This is a genomic window from [Erwinia] mediterraneensis (genome assembly GCF_900604315.1).
Taxonomy (GTDB): domain Bacteria; phylum Pseudomonadota; class Gammaproteobacteria; order Enterobacterales; family Enterobacteriaceae; genus Pantoea; species Pantoea mediterraneensis_A.
This window is the reverse complement of sequence record NZ_LR026978.1, coordinates 310,768-336,134: the sequence shown is the minus strand read 5'-3', so window position 1 is coordinate 336,134 and position 25,367 is coordinate 310,768. Positions and strand designations below refer to the sequence as shown.

Annotated in this window: 22 protein-coding genes and 6 tRNA genes; 8 read left to right on the top strand and 20 right to left on the bottom strand. The window is 54.6% G+C overall.

The window, feature by feature from the left end; translation table 11 throughout:
* Positions 1-18 precede the first annotated feature (18 nt).
* The 4 genes from ptsI to cysZ all read right to left on the bottom strand — a co-directional run bounded on the left by ptsI (position 19) and on the right by cysZ (position 4,430).
* Positions 19-1,746: a phosphoenolpyruvate-protein phosphotransferase PtsI gene (gene ptsI / locus E0E17_RS01485; protein ID WP_130830961.1), complete on the bottom strand. Its 1,728-nt coding sequence runs from the start codon at positions 1,744-1,746 to the stop codon at positions 19-21.
* 158 nt (positions 1,747-1,904) lie between these two features.
* A complete protein-coding gene (ptsH, locus tag E0E17_RS01480; RefSeq protein ID WP_007889063.1) occupies positions 1,905-2,162 on the bottom strand; it encodes a phosphocarrier protein Hpr in 258 nt (85 codons plus the stop codon).
* Between the two features lie 386 nt (positions 2,163-2,548).
* Complete coding sequence (cysK, locus tag E0E17_RS01475; protein WP_130830960.1) at positions 2,549-3,520, bottom strand: cysteine synthase A; 972 nt, start codon at positions 3,518-3,520, stop codon at positions 2,549-2,551.
* A gap of 151 nt (positions 3,521-3,671) precedes the next feature.
* Positions 3,672-4,430 (bottom strand): sulfate transporter CysZ, encoded by a 759-nt coding sequence (gene cysZ / locus E0E17_RS01470; protein WP_130830959.1) that lies wholly within the window; start codon positions 4,428-4,430, stop codon positions 3,672-3,674.
* Positions 4,431-4,649: 219 nt separating this feature from the next.
* On the opposite strand from cysZ, the gene zipA reads away from it, so the two are divergent.
* From zipA to E0E17_RS01455, 3 genes are all read left to right on the top strand, one after another.
* Positions 4,650-5,678: a cell division protein ZipA gene (zipA, locus tag E0E17_RS01465; RefSeq protein WP_130830958.1), complete on the top strand. Its 1,029-nt coding sequence runs from the start codon at positions 4,650-4,652 to the stop codon at positions 5,676-5,678.
* A gap of 76 nt (positions 5,679-5,754) precedes the next feature.
* Positions 5,755-7,773 carry an NAD-dependent DNA ligase LigA gene (ligA, locus tag E0E17_RS01460; RefSeq protein WP_130830957.1) on the top strand — a complete coding sequence of 673 codons (2,019 nt, stop codon included), beginning with the start codon at positions 5,755-5,757 and terminating at the stop codon, positions 7,771-7,773.
* Entirely contained in the window at positions 7,774-7,989 is a 216-nt protein-coding gene (locus tag E0E17_RS01455) for a DUF3820 family protein (protein WP_130830956.1), read from the top strand.
* A gap of 28 nt (positions 7,990-8,017) precedes the next feature.
* Here the strand turns inward: E0E17_RS01455 and E0E17_RS01450 are convergent, their stop codons facing one another.
* Positions 8,018-9,031: a bile acid:sodium symporter family protein gene (locus E0E17_RS01450; protein ID WP_130830955.1), complete on the bottom strand. Its 1,014-nt coding sequence runs from the start codon at positions 9,029-9,031 to the stop codon at positions 8,018-8,020.
* A 96-nt stretch (positions 9,032-9,127) separates the two neighbouring features.
* On the opposite strand from E0E17_RS01450, the gene E0E17_RS01445 reads away from it, so the two are divergent.
* Positions 9,128-10,048 (top strand): LysR family transcriptional regulator, encoded by a 921-nt coding sequence (locus tag E0E17_RS01445; RefSeq protein WP_130830954.1) that lies wholly within the window; start codon positions 9,128-9,130, stop codon positions 10,046-10,048.
* On the opposite strand, the gene E0E17_RS01440 is transcribed toward E0E17_RS01445, so the two are convergent.
* The 5 genes from E0E17_RS01440 to E0E17_RS01420 form a co-directional block, all read right to left on the bottom strand.
* Positions 10,045-10,362, bottom strand: coding sequence for a FlxA-like family protein (locus tag E0E17_RS01440; RefSeq protein ID WP_130830953.1), 318 nt, complete (start codon positions 10,360-10,362; stop codon positions 10,045-10,047). The two genes, E0E17_RS01445 and E0E17_RS01440, sit on opposite strands and share 4 nt — an antisense overlap.
* A gap of 576 nt (positions 10,363-10,938) precedes the next feature.
* Positions 10,939-11,014: transfer RNA gene (locus E0E17_RS01435), tRNA-Lys, on the bottom strand.
* A gap of 4 nt (positions 11,015-11,018) precedes the next feature.
* A tRNA-Val gene (locus E0E17_RS01430) sits at positions 11,019-11,094 on the bottom strand.
* 41 nt (positions 11,095-11,135) lie between these two features.
* A tRNA-Val gene (locus tag E0E17_RS01425) sits at positions 11,136-11,211 on the bottom strand.
* A 38-nt stretch (positions 11,212-11,249) separates the two neighbouring features.
* Positions 11,250-11,325, bottom strand: a tRNA-Val gene (locus E0E17_RS01420).
* Positions 11,326-11,596: 271 nt separating this feature from the next.
* Between E0E17_RS01420 and gltX the strand changes: the two genes are divergently transcribed.
* Complete coding sequence (gene gltX / locus E0E17_RS01415) at positions 11,597-13,012, top strand: glutamate--tRNA ligase (protein ID WP_130830952.1); 1,416 nt, start codon at positions 11,597-11,599, stop codon at positions 13,010-13,012.
* A 39-nt stretch (positions 13,013-13,051) separates the two neighbouring features.
* Here the strand turns inward: gltX and E0E17_RS01410 are convergent, their stop codons facing one another.
* Together E0E17_RS01410 and E0E17_RS01405 are read right to left on the bottom strand one after the other, a co-directional pair.
* Positions 13,052-13,405: a YfeC-like transcriptional regulator gene (locus E0E17_RS01410; RefSeq protein ID WP_130830951.1), complete on the bottom strand. Its 354-nt coding sequence runs from the start codon at positions 13,403-13,405 to the stop codon at positions 13,052-13,054.
* Between the two features lie 114 nt (positions 13,406-13,519).
* A complete protein-coding gene (locus E0E17_RS01405; RefSeq protein ID WP_130830950.1) occupies positions 13,520-14,308 on the bottom strand; it encodes a formate/nitrite transporter family protein in 789 nt (262 codons plus the stop codon).
* A 387-nt stretch (positions 14,309-14,695) separates the two neighbouring features.
* Between E0E17_RS01405 and E0E17_RS01400 the strand changes: the two genes are divergently transcribed.
* Together E0E17_RS01400 and E0E17_RS01395 are read left to right on the top strand one after the other, a co-directional pair.
* Positions 14,696-14,771 (top strand) — tRNA-Ala (locus tag E0E17_RS01400).
* Positions 14,772-14,815: 44 nt separating this feature from the next.
* Positions 14,816-14,891: transfer RNA gene (locus E0E17_RS01395), tRNA-Ala, on the top strand.
* Positions 14,892-15,043: 152 nt separating this feature from the next.
* Here E0E17_RS01395 and E0E17_RS01390 read toward each other — a convergent pair.
* The 6 genes from E0E17_RS01390 to E0E17_RS01365 form a co-directional block, all read right to left on the bottom strand.
* Positions 15,044-15,916, bottom strand: coding sequence for a hypothetical protein (locus E0E17_RS01390; RefSeq protein ID WP_130830949.1), 873 nt, complete (start codon positions 15,914-15,916; stop codon positions 15,044-15,046).
* Between the two features lie 491 nt (positions 15,917-16,407).
* Complete coding sequence (locus E0E17_RS01385; protein WP_130830948.1) at positions 16,408-18,024, bottom strand: rhodanese homology domain-containing protein; 1,617 nt, start codon at positions 18,022-18,024, stop codon at positions 16,408-16,410.
* Positions 18,017-18,607 (bottom strand): cysteine dioxygenase family protein, encoded by a 591-nt coding sequence (locus E0E17_RS01380; RefSeq protein ID WP_130830947.1) that lies wholly within the window; start codon positions 18,605-18,607, stop codon positions 18,017-18,019. The genes E0E17_RS01385 and E0E17_RS01380 overlap by 8 nt, the downstream gene beginning before the upstream one ends.
* Positions 18,604-19,578 carry an ABC transporter substrate-binding protein gene (locus tag E0E17_RS01375; RefSeq protein WP_130830946.1) on the bottom strand — a complete coding sequence of 325 codons (975 nt, stop codon included), beginning with the start codon at positions 19,576-19,578 and terminating at the stop codon, positions 18,604-18,606. Before E0E17_RS01375 ends, E0E17_RS01380 begins: the two co-directional genes overlap by 4 nt.
* Entirely contained in the window at positions 19,578-20,663 is a 1,086-nt protein-coding gene (locus E0E17_RS01370; RefSeq protein WP_130830945.1) for an LLM class flavin-dependent oxidoreductase, read from the bottom strand. The genes E0E17_RS01375 and E0E17_RS01370 overlap by 1 nt, the downstream gene beginning before the upstream one ends.
* A gap of 165 nt (positions 20,664-20,828) precedes the next feature.
* Complete coding sequence (locus tag E0E17_RS01365; RefSeq protein ID WP_130830944.1) at positions 20,829-22,016, bottom strand: NupC/NupG family nucleoside CNT transporter; 1,188 nt, start codon at positions 22,014-22,016, stop codon at positions 20,829-20,831.
* Positions 22,017-22,382: 366 nt separating this feature from the next.
* On the opposite strand from E0E17_RS01365, the gene E0E17_RS01360 reads away from it, so the two are divergent.
* Positions 22,383-23,624: an Nramp family divalent metal transporter gene (locus E0E17_RS01360; RefSeq protein ID WP_130830943.1), complete on the top strand. Its 1,242-nt coding sequence runs from the start codon at positions 22,383-22,385 to the stop codon at positions 23,622-23,624.
* Between the two features lie 46 nt (positions 23,625-23,670).
* On the opposite strand, the gene E0E17_RS01355 is transcribed toward E0E17_RS01360, so the two are convergent.
* Both E0E17_RS01355 and mgrA read right to left on the bottom strand, forming a co-directional pair.
* Positions 23,671-24,033, bottom strand: a complete 363-nt coding sequence (locus E0E17_RS01355) for a DUF2502 domain-containing protein (protein ID WP_130830942.1) — start codon at positions 24,031-24,033, stop codon at positions 23,671-23,673.
* 154 nt (positions 24,034-24,187) lie between these two features.
* Complete coding sequence (gene mgrA / locus E0E17_RS01350; RefSeq protein WP_130830941.1) at positions 24,188-25,177, bottom strand: L-glyceraldehyde 3-phosphate reductase; 990 nt, start codon at positions 25,175-25,177, stop codon at positions 24,188-24,190.
* Between the last annotated feature and the right edge of the window lie 190 nt (positions 25,178-25,367).

The window sequence follows — 25,367 nt, the reverse complement described above, 5'->3', positions numbered from 1 at the left end:
GGGCCAGCGTCTCGCGGATCAGCAGAGTGTTTTTTCTTTAATGAATTTATTAACCAGTTTCATTAAATCTTCCGCTGTGGGTTGAGCCAGAGCCTGCTCAGCCAGTGCCTTCGCATCTTCAAAATTGGTGTTACGTATAATTTTCTTGATGCTCGGGATTGAAATCGCACTCATGCTGAATTCATCCAGCCCCATTCCCAGTAACAGTAGTGTAGCACGTTCGTCACCCGCCAGCTCACCACACATGCCGGTCCACTTACCTTCCGCATGAGAAGCATCGATCACCTGCTTGATCAGGGTCAGCACGGACGGGGTCATCGGGTTATAAAGGTGCGAAATCAGGTCGTTACCACGATCTACTGCCAGAGTATACTGCGTAAGGTCGTTTGTCCCAATACTAAAGAAATCGACTTCTTTCGCCAGATGACGCGCAATCACTGCTGAAGCCGGGGTTTCTACCATGATCCCCACTTCAATGGTTTCATCAAAGGCTTTGCCTTCGTCACGCAGCTGCGCTTTCAGCAGCTCCAGCTCCTGCTTCAGGCTACGTACTTCTTCGACTGAGATAATCATCGGGAACATGATGCGCAGCTTGCCGAACGCCGAGGCACGCAAAATGGCGCGCAGCTGGGCGTGCAGGATCTCTTTACGGTCCATGGCGATACGTATAGCGCGCCAGCCAAGGAAAGGGTTCTCTTCTTTCGGCAGATTCATATAAGGCAGATCTTTATCGCCGCCGATGTCCATGGTACGCACGATAACCGCCTGAGAGCCCATGGCTTCCGCAACGGCTTTATAAGCCTGGAACTGCTCTTCTTCCGTTGGCAGCGCATTGCGATCCATAAACAAGAATTCGGTACGGTAGAGGCCGACGCCTTCAGCGCCGTTACGCTCAGCGCCCGCGATATCACGCACGGTGCCGATATTGGCGCAAACTTCAACCTGATGGCCATCCAGCGTAATCGCCGGTAGATCTTTCAGTTTCGCCAGTTCATGTTTCTCGGACAGATACTGCGTTTGTACCGCTTTCAGCTCTTCTGCCACTTCCGGGGTGGGGTTAATGTAAACTTTATTGTTAACCGCATCCAGAATCAGAAAATCGCCATTCTTAATGGCGTTGGTGACATTACCGGTGCCGACGATGGCAGGCAGCTCCAGTGAGCGCGCCATAATCGAGGTATGCGAGGTACGGCCGCCCAGATCGGTAATAAAGCCCAGCACTTTTTTCAGGTTCAGCTGGGCCGTTTCTGATGGGGTCAAATCCTTCGCCACCAGAATCGATTCTTCCTGAATCGCGCTCAGATCGACGATATGCAAGCCAAGAATGTTTTGCAGTAAACGTTTGCCGATGTCACGCACGTCGGCGGCGCGCTCTTTCAGATATTCGTCGTCAAGCTCTTCCAGCGCTTTGGCCTGCCCATCAATGACCGAGTAAGCTGCCGCGTCGGCTGAAGCTTTCTCTTTTTTGATCAGGTCGATGATTTCCTGCTCCAGCTCTTCATCTTCCAGCAACATAATGTGGCCTTCGAAGATGGCAGCTTTTTCTTCACCGAGGCTTTCACCGGCTTTGATTTTGATAGCCTCAAGCTGTGAAGCCGCTTTGCTGCGACCGTCCAGGAAACGCTGAACTTCCTGCTCAACCTGATCGTCAGAAATCTTTTTGCGGTTGATGACGATGTCATCTTCTTTCAGCAGCAAAGCTTTGCCGAAAGCGATACCTGGTGATGCTAAAATGCCTGAAATCATAACCCTACCTTTTTATCACGATGGCTCATTAACCCAAGGCGTTGCCATTGTCATGGAAAGTGTACTGTACGGATGCAATAACGCGGACAGATTGTCCGCGATCAAGATGTTTGCACTCAATGGGGCAGATGAGTCGGTTTGCGTAAAAACTGAGCGGGTTACTCCAGCTCAGCCATCAGTTTAACCAGATGTTCAACAGCCTGTTGTTCATCTTCACCTTCTGCTGACAAAGTTACAACAGTTCCCTGAGTCAAACCCAGCGTCTGCAACTTAAACAGGCTTTTCGCACTGGCAGATTTGCCGTTAGAGGTTACGGTGATTTCAGACTGAAACGCTTTGGCTTCTTTGACAAACTGCGCAGCAGGGCGGGTGTGCAGACCGTTAGGTGCAGTAATGGTAACTTCTTGCTGGAACATTCTATTTCCCCAACTTTATCAGGTTTGGTGTTATGGATCTAAAGTCTAGCCTGGAGCCGCAACTTTAGCCTGTGACAGGTGCGCTGGTATAGCATCTCGCTGACCAAAAAATGCGCCTGAATGAGTATGGCATTTTGAAGCGCCGATCAGAAAGTTTCTGACGGTTTTCTTCATTCATTATGCCGGGATTCGCCGTTTCGCCAATCTCAAAATCTGTTCAGCTTGATCCACTTCAAAAGCGTATTAATTTCAAGCATCGAAATAATTGCAAGCTTAAATACCAGAGCGGCATCACTGAAATCAATCTGCATGGTAGTAAAAGTGAGATCTGCGCCACAAAAAAGCACCCATTTGGGTGCTTTTTAATCCGCTTTCAGACGCTTTCCTTACTGCTGCAGCTCTTTTTCCGTGAAAAGATCGGCAAACAGTGCGGTACTTAAATAGCGTTCGCCAGAGGAGGGCAGCACCACCACAATTGTCTTGTTGGCGAAGGCTTCATCTTCCTGCAGTTTGAGGGCGGCAGCAACGGCGGCACCAGAGGAGATACCGGCCAGGATACCTTCTTCTTCCATCAGACGGCGGGCGGTTGAAATCGCTTCTTCGTTGGTAATGCCTACCACACGATCGATCAGGCTCAGCTCCAGGTTGCCCGGAATAAAGCCTGCGCCGATACCCTGAATTTTATGCGGGCCGGGTTTCAGCTCTTCACCAGCCAGCGCCTGGGCGATGACCGGCGAATCGGTCGGCTCTACCGCAACGGTAATCAGTTCTTTTTTGCCTTTGGTGTTCTTGATATAGCGGCTGACACCGGTCAGCGTACCGCCAGTACCCACACCCGCAATAAAGACATCAACCTCACCATCCGTATCTTCCCAGATTTCCGGGCCAGTGGTTTTTTCATGAATTTCCGGGTTTGCCGGGTTGTTGAACTGCTGTAGCAGCACATATTTATCAGGATTGCTGGCGACAATCTCTTCTGCTTTCGCAATGGCACCTTTCATGCCTTTTGCGCCTTCTGTCAGCTCAAGGTTCGCACCCAGCGCTTTCAGCAGTTTACGACGCTCAACTGACATGGTTTCCGGCATGGTCAACGTCAGCTTGTAGCCGCGTGCAGCAGCCACATAGGCGAGCGCGATGCCGGTATTACCGCTGGTGGGTTCCACCAGTTCAACGCCGGGCTTGAGAATACCGCGTTTTTCTGCGTCCCAAATCATATTGGCACCGATACGGCATTTAACGCTGAAGCTGGGGTTACGGGATTCAACTTTTGCCAGAATGCGGCCGTTACCGATGCGGTTCAGTCTAACCAGCGGCGTATGACCGATTGTCAACGAGTTGTCTTCATAGATCTTACTCATAGCCCGTCCTTAACTGTATGAAATTTGAGGGAACACCCAGAGCATACGCTTTCTGCCTGCGCAAGGAAGGAAAGAAATCGTATATCTATATGTCGCACGGCAATAAGCCTGCGCGAAAAAGCATAAGGCACGCTTTATACGCTCCCGCAGGTTACTGGCGGCCCAGCTGGCCGCGGTAGCGATCCACCCACATCGCCGTCGCGCCACATACCGCTACCGGCATAATCGCCAGATTCAGAACCGGGATGAGGGTAAACAAACTGACCAGCGCGCCAAACTGCATATTGGCGACTTTGTGCTGACGCAACGCGTTACGCATCTGTTTAAAGCTGATCTTGTGATTATCGAACGGATAATCACAATATTGCACCGAAAGCATCCAGGCGCTGAACAGAAACCAGAGCACCGGCACCACCGTCTGGCCAAAGCCGGGGATAAAGTAGAGCAGTAGCAGGCCCAGCGCACGCGGCAGGTAGTAGCCCAGCTTCTGCAGTTCCCGCTTCATAATGCGCGGCACATCTTTGAGCATCCCCAGCCAGCCGCTGTCGGGCAGCGGTTGTCCGGTTAACCGTCCTTCCAGTTGTTCCGCCAGCAGGCCGCAGAAGGGGGCGGCGATCCAGTTCGCCAGCGTGGAAAAAAAGTAGCTGAATACCAGCAGAATACAGATAGCGGACAGCGGCCAGAGCAGATAGCTCAGCCAGTGCAGCCAGTCCGGGATATGGCTCATCAGGCGTGGGATCCAGTCGCCCAGGCGGTAAAAAAGCCAGATAAATGCGCTACTCATCAGCAAAACATTCACCAGCAGCGGAATAACCACAAAGCGGCGCAGGCCAGGCAGGCGAATCAAACGCCATCCCTGGCTAAAGTAGTACACGCCATTAAACGATGAGACAGAATTCTCACTGGCCATAAACGCTAAATCTCCACAATTGTCGGGGGATGCCCATCATAACCTGGCTTTTTGTCTGGAACAGAGAAAGGTTTGGGTAAAAAATCAGCAAAAAAGCGTGGGGGAGCTATCTTATTTGTCAGAAAATAGTGTGTACGCTTGCACTTGTGTAGCAGGGCAAATACAGTTAGAGGATAAAGTTTGCCGCGGTGGCAAGGTATTGGAACAACAGAGAATACAATGATGCAGGATTTGCGTCTGATATTAATCGTTGTTGGCGCGATCGCCATTATAGCGCTGCTGCTTCACGGTCTGTGGACCAGCCGTAAAGAGCGCTCGTCAGTATTCCGTGATCGCCCGCATAAACGTCTGAAACAGCGTGATGATGAAGCCCTGAGCGAAGAAGATGAGGACGATACCACCGGTGAAGTCCGCATCCGCCGCGATCGTCCCGTGCATGAAGAACCTAAATTTGATGGTTTCAGTGAAACCGCTGATGACACTGCGGCGTCGCCTGCTGAGCCTGTACGTCAGTCAGCGCCGCGTCGCGAGCCGCAGGCCGACAGCGATCCGCTGTTTAGCGCGCCAGCAGAGCCACGTCCGCAACCGCAACAGCCGCCACGCGTGCAGCCTGCCGCTCAGCCGGAGAGAACCTCCCCGGTACAGGCGCAACCGCAGCCGACGCAGGCCGATCCTTTACTGGACCAGGATCCCCTGACGGCAGTGCAGCCGCAGCCCGCTTATCAGGCGGCGCCGGAACCTCAGCCCCAGCCGCAATCGCAGCCCCAACAGCAAGCTGAACCACCCGCCGACGCGCAACCACAGCGTGAAGCGGCGAAATCGGGCAGCAAAGAGGCGGTGCTGGTTCTGCACGTTGCGGCACATGCTGGCGGCGTTTTGAATGGTGAAGCGCTGCTGCAGGGTATTTTGCAGGCTGGCTTCCAGTTTGGCGAAATGAATATTTTCCATCGTCACCTCAGCCCGGCAGGCAGCGGGCCGGTTCTGTTCAGCCTGGCGAACATGGTTAAGCCGGGCTCTTTTAATCCCGATGAGATGACTGATTTTACCACCCCAGGCGTCTCTATCTTTATGATGGTGCCCTCTTACGGTGATGCGAATCAGAACTTCAAGCTGATGCTGCAGTCAGCACAGCGTATTGCGGATGATGTCGGCGGTGTGGTGCTGGATGATGAGCGCCGCATGATGACGCCGCAAAAGCTGGAAACCTATAAAGCGCGTATTCGCGAAGTGATAGAGGCGCAGGATTAATCTCTGACGCGACCACGCAACGCTAATGTTTTAACGAACCCCCGCCTGTCGGGGGTTTTTTATCAGATGGGGCCCTATGAAATCCATTCAGGATCAGCTAACCGAATTGCGCACCACGCTGCGCCATCATGAATATCTCTATCACGTTTTGGATGCGCCGGAAATCCCGGATGCGGAATATGATCGTCTGATGCGCGAGCTGCGGGCGCTGGAAGAGCAACATCCCGATCTGATTACTCCTGATTCGCCAACACAACGCGTAGGCGCTGCGCCACTCGCGGTGTTTGAACAGGTGCGTCATGAACTGCCCATGTTGTCGCTGGATAACGTTTTTGACGACGCCGGTTATCTGGCGTTCAACAAACGGGTACGGGATCGCCTGAAAAGCACGGAAGAGATCACCTTTTGTTGCGAACTCAAGCTGGATGGCCTGGCGGTCAGCCTGCTGTATGAGAATGGCCTGCTGGTGCGTGCCGCCACGCGCGGTGACGGCACCACCGGCGAGAATATTACCGCCAACGTACGCACCATCTACGCCATTCCGCTGCGCCTGCAGGGTGACAATATTCCCGCCCGGCTGGAAGTGCGGGGCGAGGTCTTTATGACCCAGAGCGGATTCGAAAAGCTTAACGAAGAGGCGCGCAGAACCGGCGGCAAAGTCTTCGCCAACCCGCGTAATGCGGCGGCAGGATCGCTGCGCCAGCTCGATCCGCGCATCACGGCGAAGCGGCCACTCACTTTCTTCTGCTACGGCTTTGGTCTGCTGGAGGGGGGAGAAATGCCCGCCAGCCACTGGCAACGCCTGCAACAGTTCAAAGCCTGGGGACTGCCGGTCAGCGACCGTATCCGGCTGGTGCATTCGGCGGAAGAGGTACTGGAATTCTACCATCAGATAGAAAGAGAGCGTCCTGAACTCGGTTTCGATATTGATGGCGTAGTGATTAAGGTGGATTCTCAGCAGCTACAGGAACAACTGGGCTTTGTGGCGCGCGCGCCGCGTTGGGCTATCGCCTTTAAATTCCCGGCTCAGGAACAGATGACCTTTGTTCGCGACGTCGAGTTTCAGGTGGGACGCACTGGTGCCATTACGCCGGTGGCGCGTCTGGAGCCGGTGCAGGTGGCTGGCGTGATGGTCAGCAATGCGACGTTGCATAATGCCGATGAGATTGAACGCCTGGGCCTGCGCATTGGTGACAAGGTGGTGATCCGCCGGGCAGGGGATGTGATACCGCAGGTGGTTAACGTTGTGACCTCTGATCGGCCGGAAGATACCCAGGCTGTGCTTTTTCCGACGCACTGTCCGGTCTGTGGCTCGGATGTTGAGCGGGTCGAAGGGGAAGCGGTCGCACGCTGCACCGGCGGCCTGATTTGCGGTGCGCAGCGCAAAGAGGCGCTGAAGCATTTTGTTTCCCGCCGTGCGCTGGATGTGGATGGCTTAGGCGATAAGATCATCGATCAGCTGGTGGAAAAAGAGTATGTGAAAACGCCCGCCGATCTGTTCCGCCTGACGGCAGGCAAGCTCACCGGCCTGGATCGCATGGGACCAAAATCGGCGCAGAACATTGTTGATGCGCTGGATAAAGCGAAATCCACCACCCTGGCGCGTTTCCTCTATGCGCTGGGGATCCGTGAGGTGGGCGAAGCGACAGCCGCCAACCTGGCGGCGCATTTTGGCACGCTGGAAAACGTGATGGATGCTGATCTGGAAGCGCTGATGGCGGTTCAGGATGTTGGCAAAGTGGTAGCCTCACACGTGCGTAACTTTATGGAAGAGGAGAGCAATCGCGCGGTCATCCATCAGCTGGTGGAAGAGGCGGGTATTCACTGGCCAGCGGTGCAGGTGGTGAACATCACAGAGAGCGATAACCCCTTCGCCGGTAAAACCGTGGTGCTCACCGGCTCGCTCACCATTATGACCCGTGATGAGGCAAAAGACCGCCTGACCGCCATGGGCGCAAAAGTCAGCGGCAGCGTTTCGAAAAAAACCGACCTGCTGATTGCCGGCGAAGCTGCGGGTTCCAAGCTGGCGAAGGCACAGGAGCTGGGCATCAATGTGATTGATGAGGCCGAAATGATCCGCCTGCTGGGAGAGTAAATGGACAAGCAGTTGTTGATGGAGATCGCCAACAGTGAAATGCCCTTTGGGAAATACAAAGGGCGAAAACTCATCGACCTGCCGGAACCCTATCTGCTGTGGTTTGCCCGCAGCGGTGACTTTCCGTCAGGTCGTCTCGGTGAACTGATGCAGTTAACGCTGGCGATCAAAACTGAGGGGCTGGAGGGGCTGATTAAGCCCCTGCGCAACAGCTGAAGCTGGCCGCCGCATCAGCCTGCCAGCGCTACTTTTGTGACTCAACCACGCGCTTTGCGGCGGCCAGCTGCTTCTCGCTCTTTTCCGCGCTTTTTTTATAGTGCTGGGCAATAAAGGAGCAGACCATCAGCTGCACCTGATGAAAGACCATCAGCGGCAGCACAATAATCCCGACGGCACTGGCGGGAAACAGAATATTTGCCATCGGCACGCCGTTCGCCATGCTCTTTTTCGATCCACAGAACAGCACCACAATCTCATCGGCGCGTTTAAAGCCAAACAGACGCGCTGCACCAAAGTTAATCGCCAGCGCCACAAACAGCAGCAGCAAGCTGCCAGCCAGAATCCACAGCAAGGTCACGACGCCCACACGCTGCCAGATGCCGTTGACGACCGCTTCACTGAACGCAGAATAGACCACCAGCAGAATCGATGTCTGATCCGTTTTGCCAATCAGAGCACGGTGTTTTTCTACCCAGCCGCCAATCCAGCGGCGGGAAAGATGACCGAGCACAAATGGCACCAGCAGTTGCATCATAATTTTACCCAGCTGTTCCAGGCCGTTGCCCGGCATATCGCTGTGTACGTTCATCACCAGATTCACCAGCAGCGGTGAAATAAATACGCCCAGCAGGCTGGAAGCGGAGGCGCTACATACTGCAGCCGCTACGTTACCGCCCGCCATGGAGGTAAAGGCGATAGCCGACTGGACGGTTGCTGGCAGAATGCACAGATAGAGGAAGCCGGTATAGATCTCTGCGCTGACGTTCACCGGATGCCACCAGACCAGCAGCAGGCCAAGGATGGGAAACAGCACAAAGGTACTGAACATAATCCATACGTGCAGTCGCCAGTGGCTGCTGCCAGCAATAATCTTCTCGCGCGACAATTTAGCGCCATGCATAAAAAACAGCAGGGCGATTGCGGCGGTGGTCAGCCACTCGAAGAAATCAACAAATCCGCCCCGCGCTGGCAGGAAGGTCGCCAGCAACACGGTGATGATCAGCTTAATCATCATTGGATCGAGTCGTAAAAATCCCATGGTTACAATCCGGTGAAAATAGAGGTGGTGATGATTGTGCGCGATGCAGGTTTAGAAATAAAATTGATTTATTGCATTAATCTATGAGCAGATTCGATGAATTATACGTTACGACAGTTAAGAACCTTTGTCGCGGTGGCGAAGCAGGGCGGATTCAGCCAGGCGGGGCAAGCGATAGGCCTGAGTCAGTCAGCGGTGAGTCACAGCATTAAAGAGCTGGAAGCGGAAATGGGGATACGCCTGCTGGATCGTACCACGCGCGAGGTGATACTGACGGAAGCGGGCCAACAGCTGGCATCACGCATGGAGAGGTTACTGGAAGAGCTGAATACCACGCTGCTCGATATCCGCACCTGGGGCGAACAACGCAGCGGCACAGTACGCATCGCCGCCAGCCAGACCATCTCGGCGCATCTGATGCCGCAGTGCCTGGCGGCGAGCCAGCAGAGCTACCCTGAGATTAAGGTAATCCTGCACGATCGCGTTCAGCAGTGGGTACTGCAGAGCGTGCGCAACGGGGAAGTAGATTTCGGCATTGTGATTGGTCCGCTGGCGGAGGCGGATTTTGATGGGCAGCCGATTCTGGATGAGCCGTTTTTGCTGCTGTGTCGCAATGACGATGCGCTGACCAGCACAGCACGGCCGCAATGGTCGATGCTGGCCGGACGCACGCTGGTGCTGCAGGATTACGCCTCTGGCAGCAGGCTGCTGATTGATGCCGCTTTGCGCCAGCAGGGAATTGAAGTGGATGTCGCACAGGCGGTGGGGCATCCTGCCACGCTGTTTCCTATGGTAGAAGCGGGCATTGGGATCAGCATCCTGCCCGCACTGGCGCTGCCGTTACCAGCTGGCCGCCCGCTGACCGTGCGACGGCTATATCCCGAAATTGAGCGCAGTCTGGTGCTGATTAAGCGGAAAACCCGTTCGCTGGCCCCCGCCGCAGAAGCGATCTGGCAGCAGGTGCGTCAGCAGGCAGAACTCCTGACGCAACAACGCGCCCTGAATCCGGCGTTTTAGATGTAAACGTTAAGTTGGTTTTCATCTGTTGGACGGTTAACACCGTCAGCCTTTGTTTCGCTGCTCTGGCTGATGGGTTGCGTCTGTTGGGCCTTTTCAGCCTGCTTCTGTTGCAGCTGAGCCAGCTGGGCCTGCAATATCTGAATCTGAGACTCCAGAAGCTGCTGCTGTTCGGCTTTTTGCTCGATGGTTAAATCGTCATTGTTGCTCAGCTCTTTGAGCTGTTTAGTGATACTTTGAATCTGCTGGTTGATACTGGCAATTTGCGAAGCGGCCTGACTGCTGCCGCTGTTGCTGATACCTGAAATGGTCATGCGGTTTCCTCTTTTCTGACGATGTAGTTTCTTTATCGGAACGAAAGGACATCAGCTTGAGGATATGAGGCGGGAATCTTTTTTAAAAGAAGGGGAAGGGCATCAGCCTGAATCGCTCCGGCGATGCAGTCGAACCTGCGCAGGTTCTCATCCTGCACCGTTCAGCATACTGCCACTGAAACGAAAAAAGCGCCCTGGGAGCGCTTTTTCTGGAATCTGGTGGGTCGTGCAGGATGTGCCTCGGCCCATCTCTGGGCCTCGCCCTGCGGGTGATGCTGCGTATCAGCCTGAATCGCTCCGGCGATGCAGTCAAACCTGCGCAGGTTCTCATCCTGAACGTTCAGCATACTGCCACTGAAACGAAAAAAGCGCCCTGAGGGCGCTTTTTCTGCAATCTGGTGGGTCGTGCAGGATGTGCCTCGGCCCATCCCTGGGCCTCGCCCTGCGGGTGATGCTGCGCATCAGCCTGAATCGCTCCGGCGATGCAGTCGAACCTGCGCAGGTTGTCACCCTGCATGTTCAGCATACTGCCACTGCAACGAAAAAAGCGCCCTGAGGGCGCTTTTTTCTGGAATCTGGTGGGTCGTGCAGGATTCGAACCTGCGACCAATTGATTAAAAGTCAACTGCTCTACCAACTGAGCTAACGACCCGAAGTGGTGGGTGATGACGGGCTCGAACCGCCGACCCCCTCCTTGTAAGGGAGATGCTCTACCAACTGAGCTAATCACCCACTTCGGTACTGCTTCACAAGCTTTTTATCAGGCTAAGATATGGTGGGTGATGACGGGCTCGAACCGCCGACCCCCTCCTTGTAAGGGAGATGCTCTACCAACTGAGCTAATCACCCATATCTTATTGCTTGTGCACTGCGGGCCACCTGAAGAGTGGTGGGTGATGACGGGCTCGAACCGCCGACCCCCTCCTTGTAAGGGAGATGCTCTACCAACTGAGCTAATCACCCCCGCTGTGTGGAGTCGCATTATAGGGATAGTTGTAAGTGAGTCAACGCTTTTTAAATCGAAAATGTGCGTTCGCCTTAAAATTAGCCAGGATGGCTCGTAATTCGCCAATGTGCTGGTTTTCTTACCAGAAAGCGCGCAAAACCTTTCCCCTCAGGGCTGTCCCGATGATTGAGGATTCATCTTCAGGTGTTAGAATGTGGGTACTATTTTTCGCGTCCAACCCGTTTTTTGTCATCCAGACAGAAAAAACGCGCATTAAGGCAATGCTGAATGAAATTGAAAACTCGCTTCGCGCCCAGCCCCACCGGCTATCTGCATGTGGGCGGCGCTCGTACCGCGCTCTACTCCTGGCTGTATGCCCGTCATCATCAGGGCGAATTTGTCCTGCGTATTGAAGATACTGATCTTGAACGCTCCACGCCGGAAGCGATCGAAGCCATTATGGATGGCATGAACTGGCTGAGCCTGGACTGGGATGAAGGTCCTTACTACCAGACAAAACGTTTCGATCGCTATAACGCGGTGATTGATGAGATGCTGGAAGCGGGCACTGCCTATAAATGCTATTGCTCGCGTGAGCGCCTTGAGCAGCTACGCGAAACCCAGATGGCGAACGGCGAGAAGCCGCGCTACGACGGCCATTGTCGCGACAGCCATGAGCATCATGCTGCCGACGAACCTTGCGTGGTCCGTTTCCGTAACCCGCAGCAAGGATCGGTGATCTTTGACGATCAGATCCGTGGCCCGATCGAATTCAGCAACCAGGAGCTGGATGATCTGATCATCCGTCGCACCGACGGTTCGCCAACCTATAACTTCTGTGTCGTCGTCGACGACTGGGATATGGGCATTACCCACGTGATTCGTGGTGAAGACCATATCAACAATACGCCGCGCCAGATCAATATTCTGAAGGCGATCGGCGCACAGGTGCCGATCTACGCCCACGTGTCGATGATTCTGGGCGATGACGGGAAAAAACTCTCTAAACGTCACGGTGCCGTGGGCGTGATGCAGTATCGTGATGACGGCTATCTGCCGGAAGCCCTGCTGAACTACCTGGTGCGTCTTGGCTGGTCCCACGGCGATCAGGAAATTTTCAGCGTGCCGGAGATGATTGAGCACTTTACGCTGGAAGACGTCAGCAAATCCGCCAGTGCGTTTAATACCGAAAAGCTGCTGTGGCTGAATCACCATTACATTAATACGCTGCCGCCGGAATATGTGGCAACGCACCTGCAATGGCATATTGAACAGCAGAATATCGACACCCGTACCGGCCCTGAGCTGGCGCAGCTGGTGAAACTGCTGGGCGAGCGTTGCAAAACCCTGAAAGAGATTGCCGCTTCCTGTCGCTATTTCTATGAAGAGTTTGATGAGTTCGATGCCGACGCCGCTAAAAAACATCTGCGTCCGGTTGCGCGTCAGCCGCTGGAAGTGGTGCGCGATAAACTGGCCGCTATCAGCGACTGGACGGCAGAAAATATCCATCAGGCGATTCAGAGCACGGCAGATGAGCTGGAGCTGGGGATGGGCAAGGTAGGGATGCCGCTGCGCGTCGCGGTCACCGGTGCCGGGCAGTCGCCTGCGCTGGATGTCACTGTACAGGCCATTGGCCGCAGTCGCAGCGTGGCGCGTATTGAAAAAGCGCTGGCCTTTATCAGCGCGCGCGAAGCGCAGGCGTAATCTCTCAGACCGGAGGCGGCAACGCTTCCGGTTTTCTTTTTACTCTTCGTGTATACCCAGCCGTTGCAATATGCCTTTGATCCCTTCGCGTAACAGCAGGGCAGTCAGCTGCTCACGCTCCTGGGGTGTCATTTGCTGGACAGAATTGATCAGTAACGCCGGTAGCGTATTCTGTTGCACGCCGTAGCTGGCGTTCGGCTCACTGGCATGACGGGTGGATTTGATAAAGTTTTTTACGCGTTCATCGATATAGATCAGCCGCGCCTTGCCGCCCTGAACGCCCGGTTTGGGTGCCGTTATCCAGTTCTCGCGCTTAATCCATTTATTAACGGTCTGCCGACTGTAACCCGTTTCCCGGGCAATCTCTTCGGGGGTTAACCATTCCTTTTTCACGTCGCTATCCCTGTTGCATACATTAGCACTACATATTACAACAAATCGTAACGGGAAAAAGTAAACAGGGAGGAAATTGCCTTTTGCCGGCTGGCAAAAGGCAAGAAGAACAACTTACTGCGGATTGCTGACGCGTTCGGCAGCAGGACGGAAGGCGAGGAAATAGGCCAGACCGACAAAGACCGCACCACCGACCATGTTACCCAGGAACACGGCAACAAAGTTCGGCAGATACTGCGCCCAGGTCAGCTCACCGGCAAAAATGGCTGCCGGAATGATGAACATGTTGGCAACAACGTGCTGGAAGCCAATGGCCACAAACGCCATTACCGGGAACCACATACCGAAGATTTTGCCTACCACATCTTTACTGGCGAAGGCCAGCCAGACCGCCAGACATACCAGCCAGTTACAACCGATCCCAGAAATAAAGGAGTGCATGAAATCAGCATTAACTTTAGCGCTGGCGATAGCGACTGTTTTCTTCAGGTAATCACCTTCAGTCATGCCGAGCAGGTGACCAAAGAACCAGGCCACAGCCAGGCTGCCGATAAAGTTAGCAAGGGTTGCCCAGAACCAGTTGCGCAATACGCTGAAGCCGCTGATACGACGCGCAAACCAGGCAATCGGCATGGTCATCATATTGCCGGTCAGCAGCTCGCCGCCAGCCAGAACGGTCAGGATCAGGCCGATGGGAAAGACAGCTGCGCCCAGCAGGCCACCAAAGGAGCCCCAGTCAGCAGGTAACTGGTTTATAACGTGTAGATCAAGCAGAAACCCTGTTGCAATAAATGCGCCGGCCATAAAGCCAAGAATAAGCAGTGTTGGGACGGAAGCCTGACTTTTAATCACGCCCGCCTGAATCGCCAGTTGAGCGATCTCTTTAGGTGAATGCAACGACATTATTATCTCGTTTATTATCAGTAGAAACACAGGAAATACTAACTCAGCAAGCGCGGCAGCAAGCGGCCCGGCCTACTTAATTAGCGCGCTAAGTTTTGCATGCTTAATTTATGAAAACAAGAAGATTCCTATAACATCCTTAACGCTTTTGTAACTTTTTAATACGTTTTTCTTCTGATTATCAGGCGGATTATCTGGTTTTCTCCGGGCCAGGCAGACGAAACGAAAGATGCCAGAAGAAGAGGGGGAATGGTGAAAAAAAGGGCAGTCAGCGCGGCAGTTGTCGCCTTTTTCAGCGATTGAACACAGAATCTGAAATTGGCGTTGACACTCTGAATCCTGTTTCATATTATGCCGTCCGTCGATAAGACGATGGTTTTTCGGTACGGGGCTATAGCTCAGCTGGGAGAGCGCTTGCATGGCATGCAAGAGGTCAGCGGTTCGATCCCGCTTAGCTCCACCAAACTTCTTCCCGGAAGTTTGATACTGAAAAACAATTCCAGATGTGGGGGTATAGCTCAGCTGGGAGAGCGCTTGCATGGCATGCAAGAGGTCAGCGGTTCGATCCCGCTTATCTCCACCACTTATTTTTCTGTGTTATCTCAATCCCTTTCTTGTCTTAACCCTTATAAAAGCCACCAGCATTGATCTTCTTCTGATACAGCTAAATCGTTTTTTAAGGCGATCCATGCCGATCGCCTGAATCTGGCTTTTCCTGTTATGAACTCAAGCCCATTACCGGTTTAGCGTCTGTGGCGCATTTATGGCTTCCTCATAAGAGGGCGGGGCATCGGGTAAAGCAACGCTGCAGGCATATTGCTCATAAGCGGGAGGGGCGTCGAGTAAAGCGACGCTGAGAGCATATTCCTCATAATATCTTGCTTTTTCTAATAAAGCGCTTTGCTCCTTACTGAAACTGGGGAATGGCCAGCTGTTATCAATTTGCAAAAGCGTCTCTTTGCTGGCAAGAAAATCATTTATTTCCTCCAGACGACGTTCAATTGACAATATGTTCGCGAATTTTTTTTCCAGAGACAGCCAGCCAGCTTTAATGCTCTCTGAATATCCGCTCGGGAACACTGCCCGGGTAACATGAGAGTTGTCACTGAACAGAGAGGGGTTTTTATAAGCTATATTTAAATTTGCATGATACCTTTGTCTCTCATCAGGCAAGAGATTAATAATTCCCTGCATTGATTGCTGGAGAGCATTCTGTATACTGGTTGCCTTTCTTTTCGCATCTTTCAGGGTGCTTATCGCATTCCATAATCTTACTCTCATGGTATTGGCCAGTTCTTCTTTCTCCGACTCAGAAAGAGCCTGACGAGCTATGCCATAAGCTCTTGATAGTAAGCCTTGTTTATATTTTAACTTTTTTGAGTCCTGTATTTCTAACCTTGATGCAATGCGATCTTTATATTCGCAAACATTATTCAAATCTGATACGGATAATATCTCTGAACAATTTATCACCTTCTTTAGCAGATGATCTAAACTGCTGCCGGATATTTTCCCTTTTTTATCGCCTTCGCTGGCGGCATTGGCGAAAGCCTGAACGATAGGATTGTCAGGTGCAGAAGTCGTTTGCTGGTAAGCCGTAACCGGCATAATCATCTCTCCTTGTTAAGAAATATTGTGTTAAGAGTGAACCGTCAAAATAATGCGAATGTAATCTTTTTTGCAAAGATAGCCATTAACCCCGGGTTTTTTACTGAATAAACAAGCCGGAATAACTGACAGAAGTGGGTGAAAGTTGTTTTTAATGTGCGCGATAAATTAAATAATTTTTTAATTTACATTGGGTGTGGCAGGAGGCTTTACCCTGCTTTTTTGCTTTCACTGGCATACCATAGAATATAATGGTAAACGCCTGGTATAATAATAAATAAACTTATTTTTTTAACTGATTAATAATGCGTTCTCTGCTGCTGTTTTTCTTCAAAAAAAACGGCATTAACAGCAGTGTTAATTATTATTTAATTATTTAAGTTTTTTTTATTTATCAGGTTAAACTGGCGCTTAGCCTGAGCGTACAGCCAGTCAGATATTGCTGGCTATACCGCTGAAGTTTCCAGAGGCGACTCCCTTCGCCCGCTCTTTTATGCCGTCACCGCCTGCTGTTGTGGAGTAAGCACCTTAAAGCCATGGGTCCCGTCGCGCTCCAGCTGGCCCACCAGGCCATATTCCCATTCCAGATAGGCCTGCATGGTGGCGGCATCAATATCGGTGCCTTCATAGGGCCGACGATAGCGATCAATGGGCGGTGACAACAGCTGGTGCCGATCGGTTTCAACCGGCAGTTCCGCTGCGCGCCAGGCTGCATTGCCTCCCGCCAGCACCCACACCGGCTTGCCGCTCAGTTCAGCGACCTGCGCCACGGCGTAGCGCGCCAGCAGGCTGCTGCCACAGGTCAACACGTAACGCTCCGCCGCTGGCAGCAGCGCTTTGCCCTGTTGCTGCAGGGTAGAGCGCAACAGCCAGGCCGCACCGGGAATATGCCCGTTGAGATAATTGGCGTGGCTGGTGAAATCCAGTACCTGAGTGTTTCCTTGCTGCAGCCAGGTTGCCAGTTGCGCGGGGGCAACCGTCTGCGCAGCCGCCAGTTGCGGCACCTGAGGCGTCCAGTCACCGCGGACGCTGAAATCGGCAGGTTCCACGCCCTCCAGCACCGCGACTTCCCAGCCCATCTGGGCCAGCCAGGAGGCGGTCATACTGGCACGCACGCCATCATCATCGACCAGCACGATACGCGCGCCCCGTACGCTGGCATAGTGATCGGTTTCCTGCACCAGCTGGCCGCCCGGCACGTGGCGACTGGCGGGCAGATGTCCGGCGGCATAGGCCTGTGCATCCCTGACGTCAAACAGATAAGTGGTACGTGGCTGCTGTTGCCAGTGGGCCAGCTGCGCCAGATCAATGCGCTGTACACCCGCCCGATCCGCTACCCGCCGCGCCTGTTCCGCCGCACGCCGCCGTGTTGTGTCACGTGTGTCGCCGTAGCGACGTGCCTGCCCCCGCTCCAGCGGCAGTCCCGCCAGCGTCCAGCCGATGGTGCCGTTACGCAAGGCGAAAACCGGGTTGGGGATGCCTGCATTGATCAGCGACTGCGTGCCGATAATGCTGCGGGTGCGGCCCGCGCAGTTGACGATCACCGTGGTGTCGGATGAGGGCACCAGATCCGCTATCCGTAACGTCAGCTCCGCACCGGGTACGCTGATGCTGCCGGGGATATTCATTGTCTGATACTCATCAAAGCGGCGCGCATCCACCACGACCACATCTGCCTGGCCGCGCAGCAGCGCCGCGACTTCACCAGCTGGCAGGGATGGCGTCGCGTTATAATGCTCAACCAGTTCGCCAAAGGCTTTGCTGGGCGAATTGACATCAATAAAAATTTCTCCGCCTGCGTCCCGCCAGCCGTTAAGATCCCCGGCCAGCAGAGCGACATCCTGATAGCCGAGTGCGGCGATACGTTCAGCCGCCGCCTGCGTCAGCCCTTCACCGTTGTCATACAGCGTAACGGGCGTGGTGCGTCGCGGAATCCGATCCAGCAGTTCCAGCTCCAGCTTTGACAGCGGAATATTGACGGCAAACAGTGGATGGCCTCTGGCATACAGCGCTTCGTCGCGCACATCCACTAACGCCACTTCCTGTTGCTGGCGCAGCGCCAGCATAATCTCTGCGGCCTGGCGCAGGGGAAACGTTTGTTCAGCCATGTGAAAGATCCCAGATGTTTGGTAGATAACGGTTGTTGTAGCCGGAGATAAACAGTTTTTCCGTACCGTCTTCGCGGTATACCGCGCGTTTCACCGCGCCGATATTGGCCCCGTAAACATGGATACTGACCGAAACGCGATCATCGTAAGCGTTACTCACATGATGGATATCGCCGATGGCGGGAGAGACCGCTTCTACGCTACCAGGCTTCAGCCAGACCGGCGCGCCTTCCGGTTGTAATTCTGTGCCGTTACGCTGCCAGCGCTGTGAAATTTCCGTGCCGCGCAGCATCCCGATTAACCCCCAGACGCGATGGTCATGAATCGGCGTCGACTGGCCGGGACCCCAGACAAAACTCACCACGGAAAAGCGCTGCTGCGCATCGACATACAGCAGATATTGCTGATAGCGCTGCGCATCCGGACGGGCGAAGGCGTCGTCCAGCCAGTCATCGTGGCGCACTAATTCGCGCAGCCATGCGCTGCCCTGTTGCAGAATCAGCGCTTCCGATGGCTGGCTGTCAAGCAGGCCAGCCAGCCTGGCGACAAAATCGCGCAGGCGCTGTGGTTGTATGCTGCTCATGGGGTGGTCTCCTGCTGCTGCGCAATCTGATTTGCCCCGGCGGCCAGACTAAAGTCAAAGGCCTCACTGACATCAACCGGTTTCGGCAATACCTGGTAGCGATGGAAAAAATCTGCGGAACGTTGCAGCGCCGGGATCAGCGTCTCGTTGAAGATCAGCGGACGAATGCGCGCATCCTCAATCCAGCTGCGGGTGATAGTGGTGGGCATGTTCAGCGTTTCGCTCAGCACCCGGGCAAATTCCTGCGGATGCTGTTGCGCCCAGACCTGCGCTTGTGCCAGACGCGTCAGCAGATCTGCGATGGCCTGACGTCTGGCGGGATCCTTTAACGCCTCATTGCGCGCCAGCGCATAAGAGTAACCCGACATTATGCCTTTGCCGCCACCATCCGGCACCCGTACCGTGCCGTCAATGTGCGTCGAGGTGGCAATATAAGGCTCCCAGGGGGCCCAGGCGGCGACCGCGCCCGAGGTAAGTGCTGCGCGTCCATCTACCGGGCCCAGAAAACGCAGCGTTACATCCTGCGGAGTTAACCCGGCGCGCTCCAGCAGACCGAGGATCAGATAGTGCCCCCAGCCGCCGCGATTGACCGCAATCTGTTTGCCCTTCAGATCCTGCAGGGAATGTACTCCCGCATCCGGGCGCGTCAGCAGAGCGATGCTGTCGGGATTGTTCTGCCACGCGCCCACCGCTTTTACCGGCGCGCCTGCGGCGTAGACAAACAGGAACGGCAGGTCGCCGGTGAGACCCACATCCAGCGCACCGGCGTTCAGCGCCTCCTGGACCGGAGCGCCGGAATCGAAGGCGGTCAGCCTGAGGTCATAAGGCAGATTATTTAACGCGCCGGAGGCTCTGAGCGCGGCAAAGCGGTCACCCTTTACATCCCCGAGGCGTAAAATCACTTTATCAGCGGCCTGCAGCGGCAGGCTGAACGCCAGCGCCAGGCCAGCACAGAGCAAGCTCAGACGCATCAGGCACTCCTTTTGCGGCGGTTCAGCGCGGCGACTTTTTCCCGCGTCAGCGGGATCAAAGCTTCTCCATACTCCAGCGCATCGTTCAGCGGATCAAAACCGCGGATCAGCACGCTGTCGATGCCCAACTGGTAATAGTCGAGCAGGGCATCAGAAACCTGCTCCGGCGTACCCACCAGCGCCGTGGAGTTATAGCCGCCCTGTACCAGTTTCGTGATGCCGGTCCACAGTAACTTATCCAGCCGGTCGCCCTGGCTGGCGGCGGCCAGCAGTCGCTGTGCCCCGGTGCTTTGTGGTTTGGGCAGGCCAAAGGTATAGCCGGTTTCCGACAGCTGCTGGCTGGCTACTTCCCGGATATGCTCAGCGCGCTCCCAGGCCTCTTTTTCCGTTTTGCCGAGAATCGGCCGGAAAGAGATATTGAATTTAATCTCCCGCCCCTGTGTTGCGGCGGCGGCGCGCACCCGCTGTACGGTTTCCGCCGCGCCTGCCAGCGGCTCGCCCCACAGGGCAAAGACGTCGGCATGGCGCGCCGCCACATCAATGGCTTCCGCTGAAGAGCCGCCAAAATAGATCGGCAGTTGTTTCTGCCGTGGCTTAATAGCGGAAAAGGCCTGTTCTGCCTGATAAAAGTGGCCCGCATGATCGTACGGCTGCGGTGAGGCCAGGCTCTGCTTCAGTACCGTGAGAAACTCATCGGTACGCGCATAGCGTTGCGCTTTATTCAGATAGTCACCGTCGCGCCGCTGTTCGCTGTCGCTGCCGCCGCTGATGATATGCACCGCCAGGCGACCATCGGTCAGGTGATCAAGAGAGGCGAACTTACGCGCGGCCAGCGTAGGAGAAACAAAACCCGGACGGTGCGCCAGCAAAAACTTCAGCGTCGAGGTATGCGCGGCGGCGTGTGCGGTGACCAGAAAACCGTCCGGTTGATCGGACCAGTAACCCACCAGAATACGATCAAAGCCAGCCTGCTCATGGGCACGCGCAAAGCGGGCGATATACGCTTTATCAAACAGCGGACCGCTGGGGGGAATAATTTCCGAGGCCAGACGATGGCCGATCATGCCGAGGAACTGAATGCTCATTATTTTCTCCTGAAGGGGGAAGTCAGGAAATAAAACTACGGTCATCCGGCAGGGGAAGGGAAATACGATATTGTGCAGAGGATTTGCGTCAGAGGACTAAAGGCGGCACAGCGTGCGGGGCAGCGCAGGGTAAAGCGCAGGGCGAGCCAGGCTCGCCCTGAGAGATCAGGCCAGTACCAGTCCGGCAATAGACGCGGAAAGTACGCTGACCAGCGTTGAACCGTACAGCAGTTTCAGGCCGAAGCGGGAGACCACGTTGCCCTGTTCTTCATGCAGACCTTTGATCGCACCGGCCACAATACCGATGGAAGAGAAGTTAGCAAAAGAGACCAGGAAGACGGAGAGGATACCTTCTGCACGCGGAGTGAGCTGACCGGCAATTTTCTGCAGATCCATCATCGCCACGAACTCGTTGGAAACCAGCTTGGTCGCCATAATGCTGCCGACCTGTAACGCTTCACCCGCCGGTACGCCCATCACCCAGGCAAAGGGGAAGAAGACGTAACCCAGCACGCCCTGGAAGGTGATACCAAAAATGGCATCGAACAGGGCGTTAATGCCGGAGATCAGGGCAATAAAGCCGATCAGCATCGCCGCGACAATAATCGCCACGCGGAAACCTGCCAGGATATATTCGCCCAGCATCTCAAAGAAGCTCTGACCTTTATGCAGATCCTGCAGCTGCAGATCTTCTTCACTGTCGACACGGTAGGGGTTCACCAGCGACAGCACGATAAAGGTGCTGAACATATTGAGGACCAGCGCAGCTACCACATATTTGGGTTGCAGCATGGTCATGTAAGCGCCCACGATCGACATCGAAACGGTAGACATCGCGGTCGCCGCCATGGTGTACATGCGACGCTGTGACATCTTGCCAAGAATATCTTTATAGGCGATAAAGTTTTCTGACTGTCCCAGGATCAGCGAACTGACGGCATTAAAGGACTCCAGTTTGCCCATGCCGTTAATTTTTGATAACACAGTACCGATACCGCGAATAACCCACGGCAGGATACGGAAGTGCTGCAGGATACCGATCAGCGCGGAGATAAACACGATCGGGCAGAGCACATTGAGGAAGAAGAATGCCAGGCCTTTGTCGCTCATGCCGCCAAAGACAAAGTTGGTGCCTTCTGCGGCATACTTCAGCAGATGGTCAAAGACGCCTGCGAAACCTTTGACGAAGCCCAGTCCCGCTTCGGAATTCAGGAAGAACCATGCCAGCAGCACTTCAATCACCAGAAGCTGGATGATGAAACGGATGCGAATACTTTTGCGATCGTGACTGACCAGTAACGCCAGCACGCCTACCACCACCAGTGCTAAAAGAAAGTGCAAAATAGAGGACATGTATGCTCCAAATTTGAGGAGGGTTATATTTTGCTGCGTATTCTATGTAACGCGTTACTTAAAAACGAGATCTAAAGCACATTATAAGTTTTCATTATCACCTTTTTCTCAGAAAACTCTTACCGATCACAACTCTTTCCGGAAAAAGAAAATGAATACCCACAAACTCGTTGTCTATACTTGCCCGGTAAGCTGATGGAAAGGAATTGCTCAAGCGCTAGTGATGGTTTACTGTACGGTATTATATAGCACTGGCTATACTTTATAGCTTTATCTATCACAGTGATAACAACAACCCAATTTCACTTGCGTCTGTATCCCCATACTCTGTACGGGTGAACAAGCGTTCAGACAGGGTAAGGAACTATGCTGGAAAGTCGCACCGCAGAGCGAGCCGCGCGCGGAGCCAGAAAAATCAAGCTTGCGTTACTGGGCCCGGCCTTTGTCGCAGCTATTGGCTATATCGACCCGGGTAATTTCGCCACTAACATTCAGGCGGGGGCGGCGTACGGCTATAAATTGCTGTGGGTAGTGGTCTGGGCCAACGTGATGGCGATGGTGATCCAGCTGATGTCCGCCAAGCTTGGTATCGCAACCGGTAAAAATCTGGCGGAGCATATCCGCGACCGTTTTCCGCGTCCTGCGGTCTGGTTCTACTGGGTACAGGCGGAAATTATCGCCATGGCCACCGATCTTGCGGAGTTTATCGGCGCGGCGCTGGGCTTTAAGCTGCTGCTGGGCATCTCACTGTTTCAGGGCGCGGTACTCACGGGCGTCGCCACATTTCTGATTCTGATGCTACAGAACCGCGGACAGAAACCGCTGGAAATGGTGATTGGCGGCCTGCTGCTGTTCGTCGCCGCTGCCTATATCGTTGAGCTTTTCTTTTCGCAGCCGAACATCAGCGGACTGGTCAAAGGAATGGCGCTGCCCTCGTTGCCTACGGCTGACGCAGTGTTTCTGGCTGCAGGTGTGCTCGGTGCCACTATTATGCCGCACGTGATTTATCTGCACTCAGCGCTCACCCAGGGGACTAAAGGTGGTACCCGGGCAGAACGTTACTCTTCAACCAAGCTGGATGTGGCGATCGCCATGACCATTGCGGGCTTTGTGAACCTGGCGATGATGGCCACAGCGGCGGCCGCTTTTCACTTCAGTGGTCATTCTGGCGTGGCGGAGCTCGATCAGGCTTATCTGACGCTGGAGCCCCTGCTTGGTCATGCGGCGGCAATGGTGTTTGGTCTGAGCCTGGTGGCGGCAGGTCTCTCCTCCACCGTGGTCGGCACCCTGGCGGGTCAGGTAGTGATGCAGGGCTTTATTCGCTTCCATATTCCGCTCTGGGTACGCCGTAGCGTGACGATGCTGCCGTCGTTTATCGTTATCTGGGCGGGCTGGGATCCGACCCGTATTCTGGTGTTCAGCCAGGTATTGCTGAGTTTCGGTATCGCCCTCGCGCTCATTCCGCTGCTGGCCTTTACCGGCAATGTGAAGTTGATGGGCGAGGAAATGGTGAACTCACGCCTGATGCAAAACGCCGGGCGGCTGATTGTGGTGTTAGTGCTGGCGTTGAATCTCTACCTGCTGGTGGGCGAAGCGCTGGGCCTTTAGCGCGCCACACAGCACAGAAAAAACCCGGCGACTGCCGGGTTTTTTGTCAGTGGCGATCGTGGCCGTGATGGCCGCGACCGGGATGATCATGATGATCGCGACGATGTTCATGTTTCCAGGCCTGATGACGCCGCTTTTCGTGCCAGCGACGTTCACGTTCCCAGGCCTGATGACGGCGCCACTCTTCATGTCGCCACCAGCGATGATTATTGTAGCGGTAATGGTTATGCCACCAGTATGGTTCACGCCAGTGACCACCGTCCCAGTAGTAACCGCGCTGATCGCGCTCACCCAGCTGCAGCCGGATGCCGGGGGCCAGGTCGATGGTTGCGCTTGTGGCTTGTGCTGTGTTGATAGTCAAAGGCGTCAGGGTTGCCAGCAAGGCGGCAAACAGAATTGCACGTTTCATCTTTTCTCCTTATCGGTAACCTTTTGCCTGCTACCGTAGCGTTATTCTGCCATAGCCTGGTACCAGCAACTTCAGAGGCCTCTGAAAAAATTAAGGAGAAATTAAGGAGCATGTTGTGCACAACACGGCCCGCCCGTTAGCGGGCGGGGCAGGGTCAGACCAGCGCAGCCTCGATGGCTGCCAGCTCATCCGGCGTAAACTGACGCCGGGCCAGCATCTCCACGGCGTCATCAATCTGCGCCACTTTACTGGCACCAATCAGGACCGAAGTGACGCGCTCATCACGCAATACCCAGGCAAGCGCCATCTGCGCCAGCTTCTGACCGCGCTGCCGGGCAATGGCGTGCAACTGATGCACTTTACTCATCTTCTCTTCGGTCAGCTGCTCCGGGCGTAAAAATTTGCTGCCGCTGGCAGCACGCGAGTCGTCCGGCACACCCTGCAGATAACGGTCGGTCAGGATACCGCCCGCCAGCGGGGAAAAGGCGATGCAGCCCACGCCCTGTTCATCCAGCGTCTGCAACAGCCTCTCTTCCGGACCGCGTTCAAACAGGGAATAGCGCGGCTGGTGGATCAGGCAAGGCGTGCCGAGATCGCGCAGTATCGCAATCGCCTCTGCAGCGCGCGGTGCCGGATAGTTAGAGAGCGCGACATACAGCGCTTTGCCCTGGCGCACCACCTGATCCAGCGCCTGCATGGTCTCTTCCAGCGGCGTTTCGGGATCGGGGCGATGGTGATAGAAAATATCCACATACGCCAGTCCCATACGGCGCAGGCTCTGGTCCAGGCTGGCGATCAGATACTTGCGCGATCCCCAGTCGCCGTAAGGGCCGGGCCACATGGTATAGCCCGCTTTGGTCGAGATAATCAGCTCATCGCGATACGCGCGAAAATCTTCACGCAGAATGCGGCCAAAATTCTCTTCCGCAGCGCCGGGCGGCGGACCGTAATTATTCGCCAGATCAAAATGGTTAATGCCCCGGTCAAAAGCATGGCGCAGCAGCGCCCGACTGTTATCCAGCCGGGAAGTATCGCCAAAGTTATGCCACAGGCCGAGGGAGACGGCAGGCAGTTTCAGGCCGCTGCGACCACTGCGGCGATACTCCATTTGCTGATAGCGTTCAGGGTGCGGAACAAAGGTCATAATGCCTTCTGTAAAAGAGAAAATGCCAAAAGGTCAGCAGTGTATACGTTTACACGATGCGGCAACGGGCGGGGGATCGCAACTTCACTATTTCATCAACAACGTAACGATAGCTTGCCAGTAGCGACCGGGAAACGGAGGGCAGTAAGGTCGACGGTGCGCCGGGATCTTTAATACTGCAATCATACCC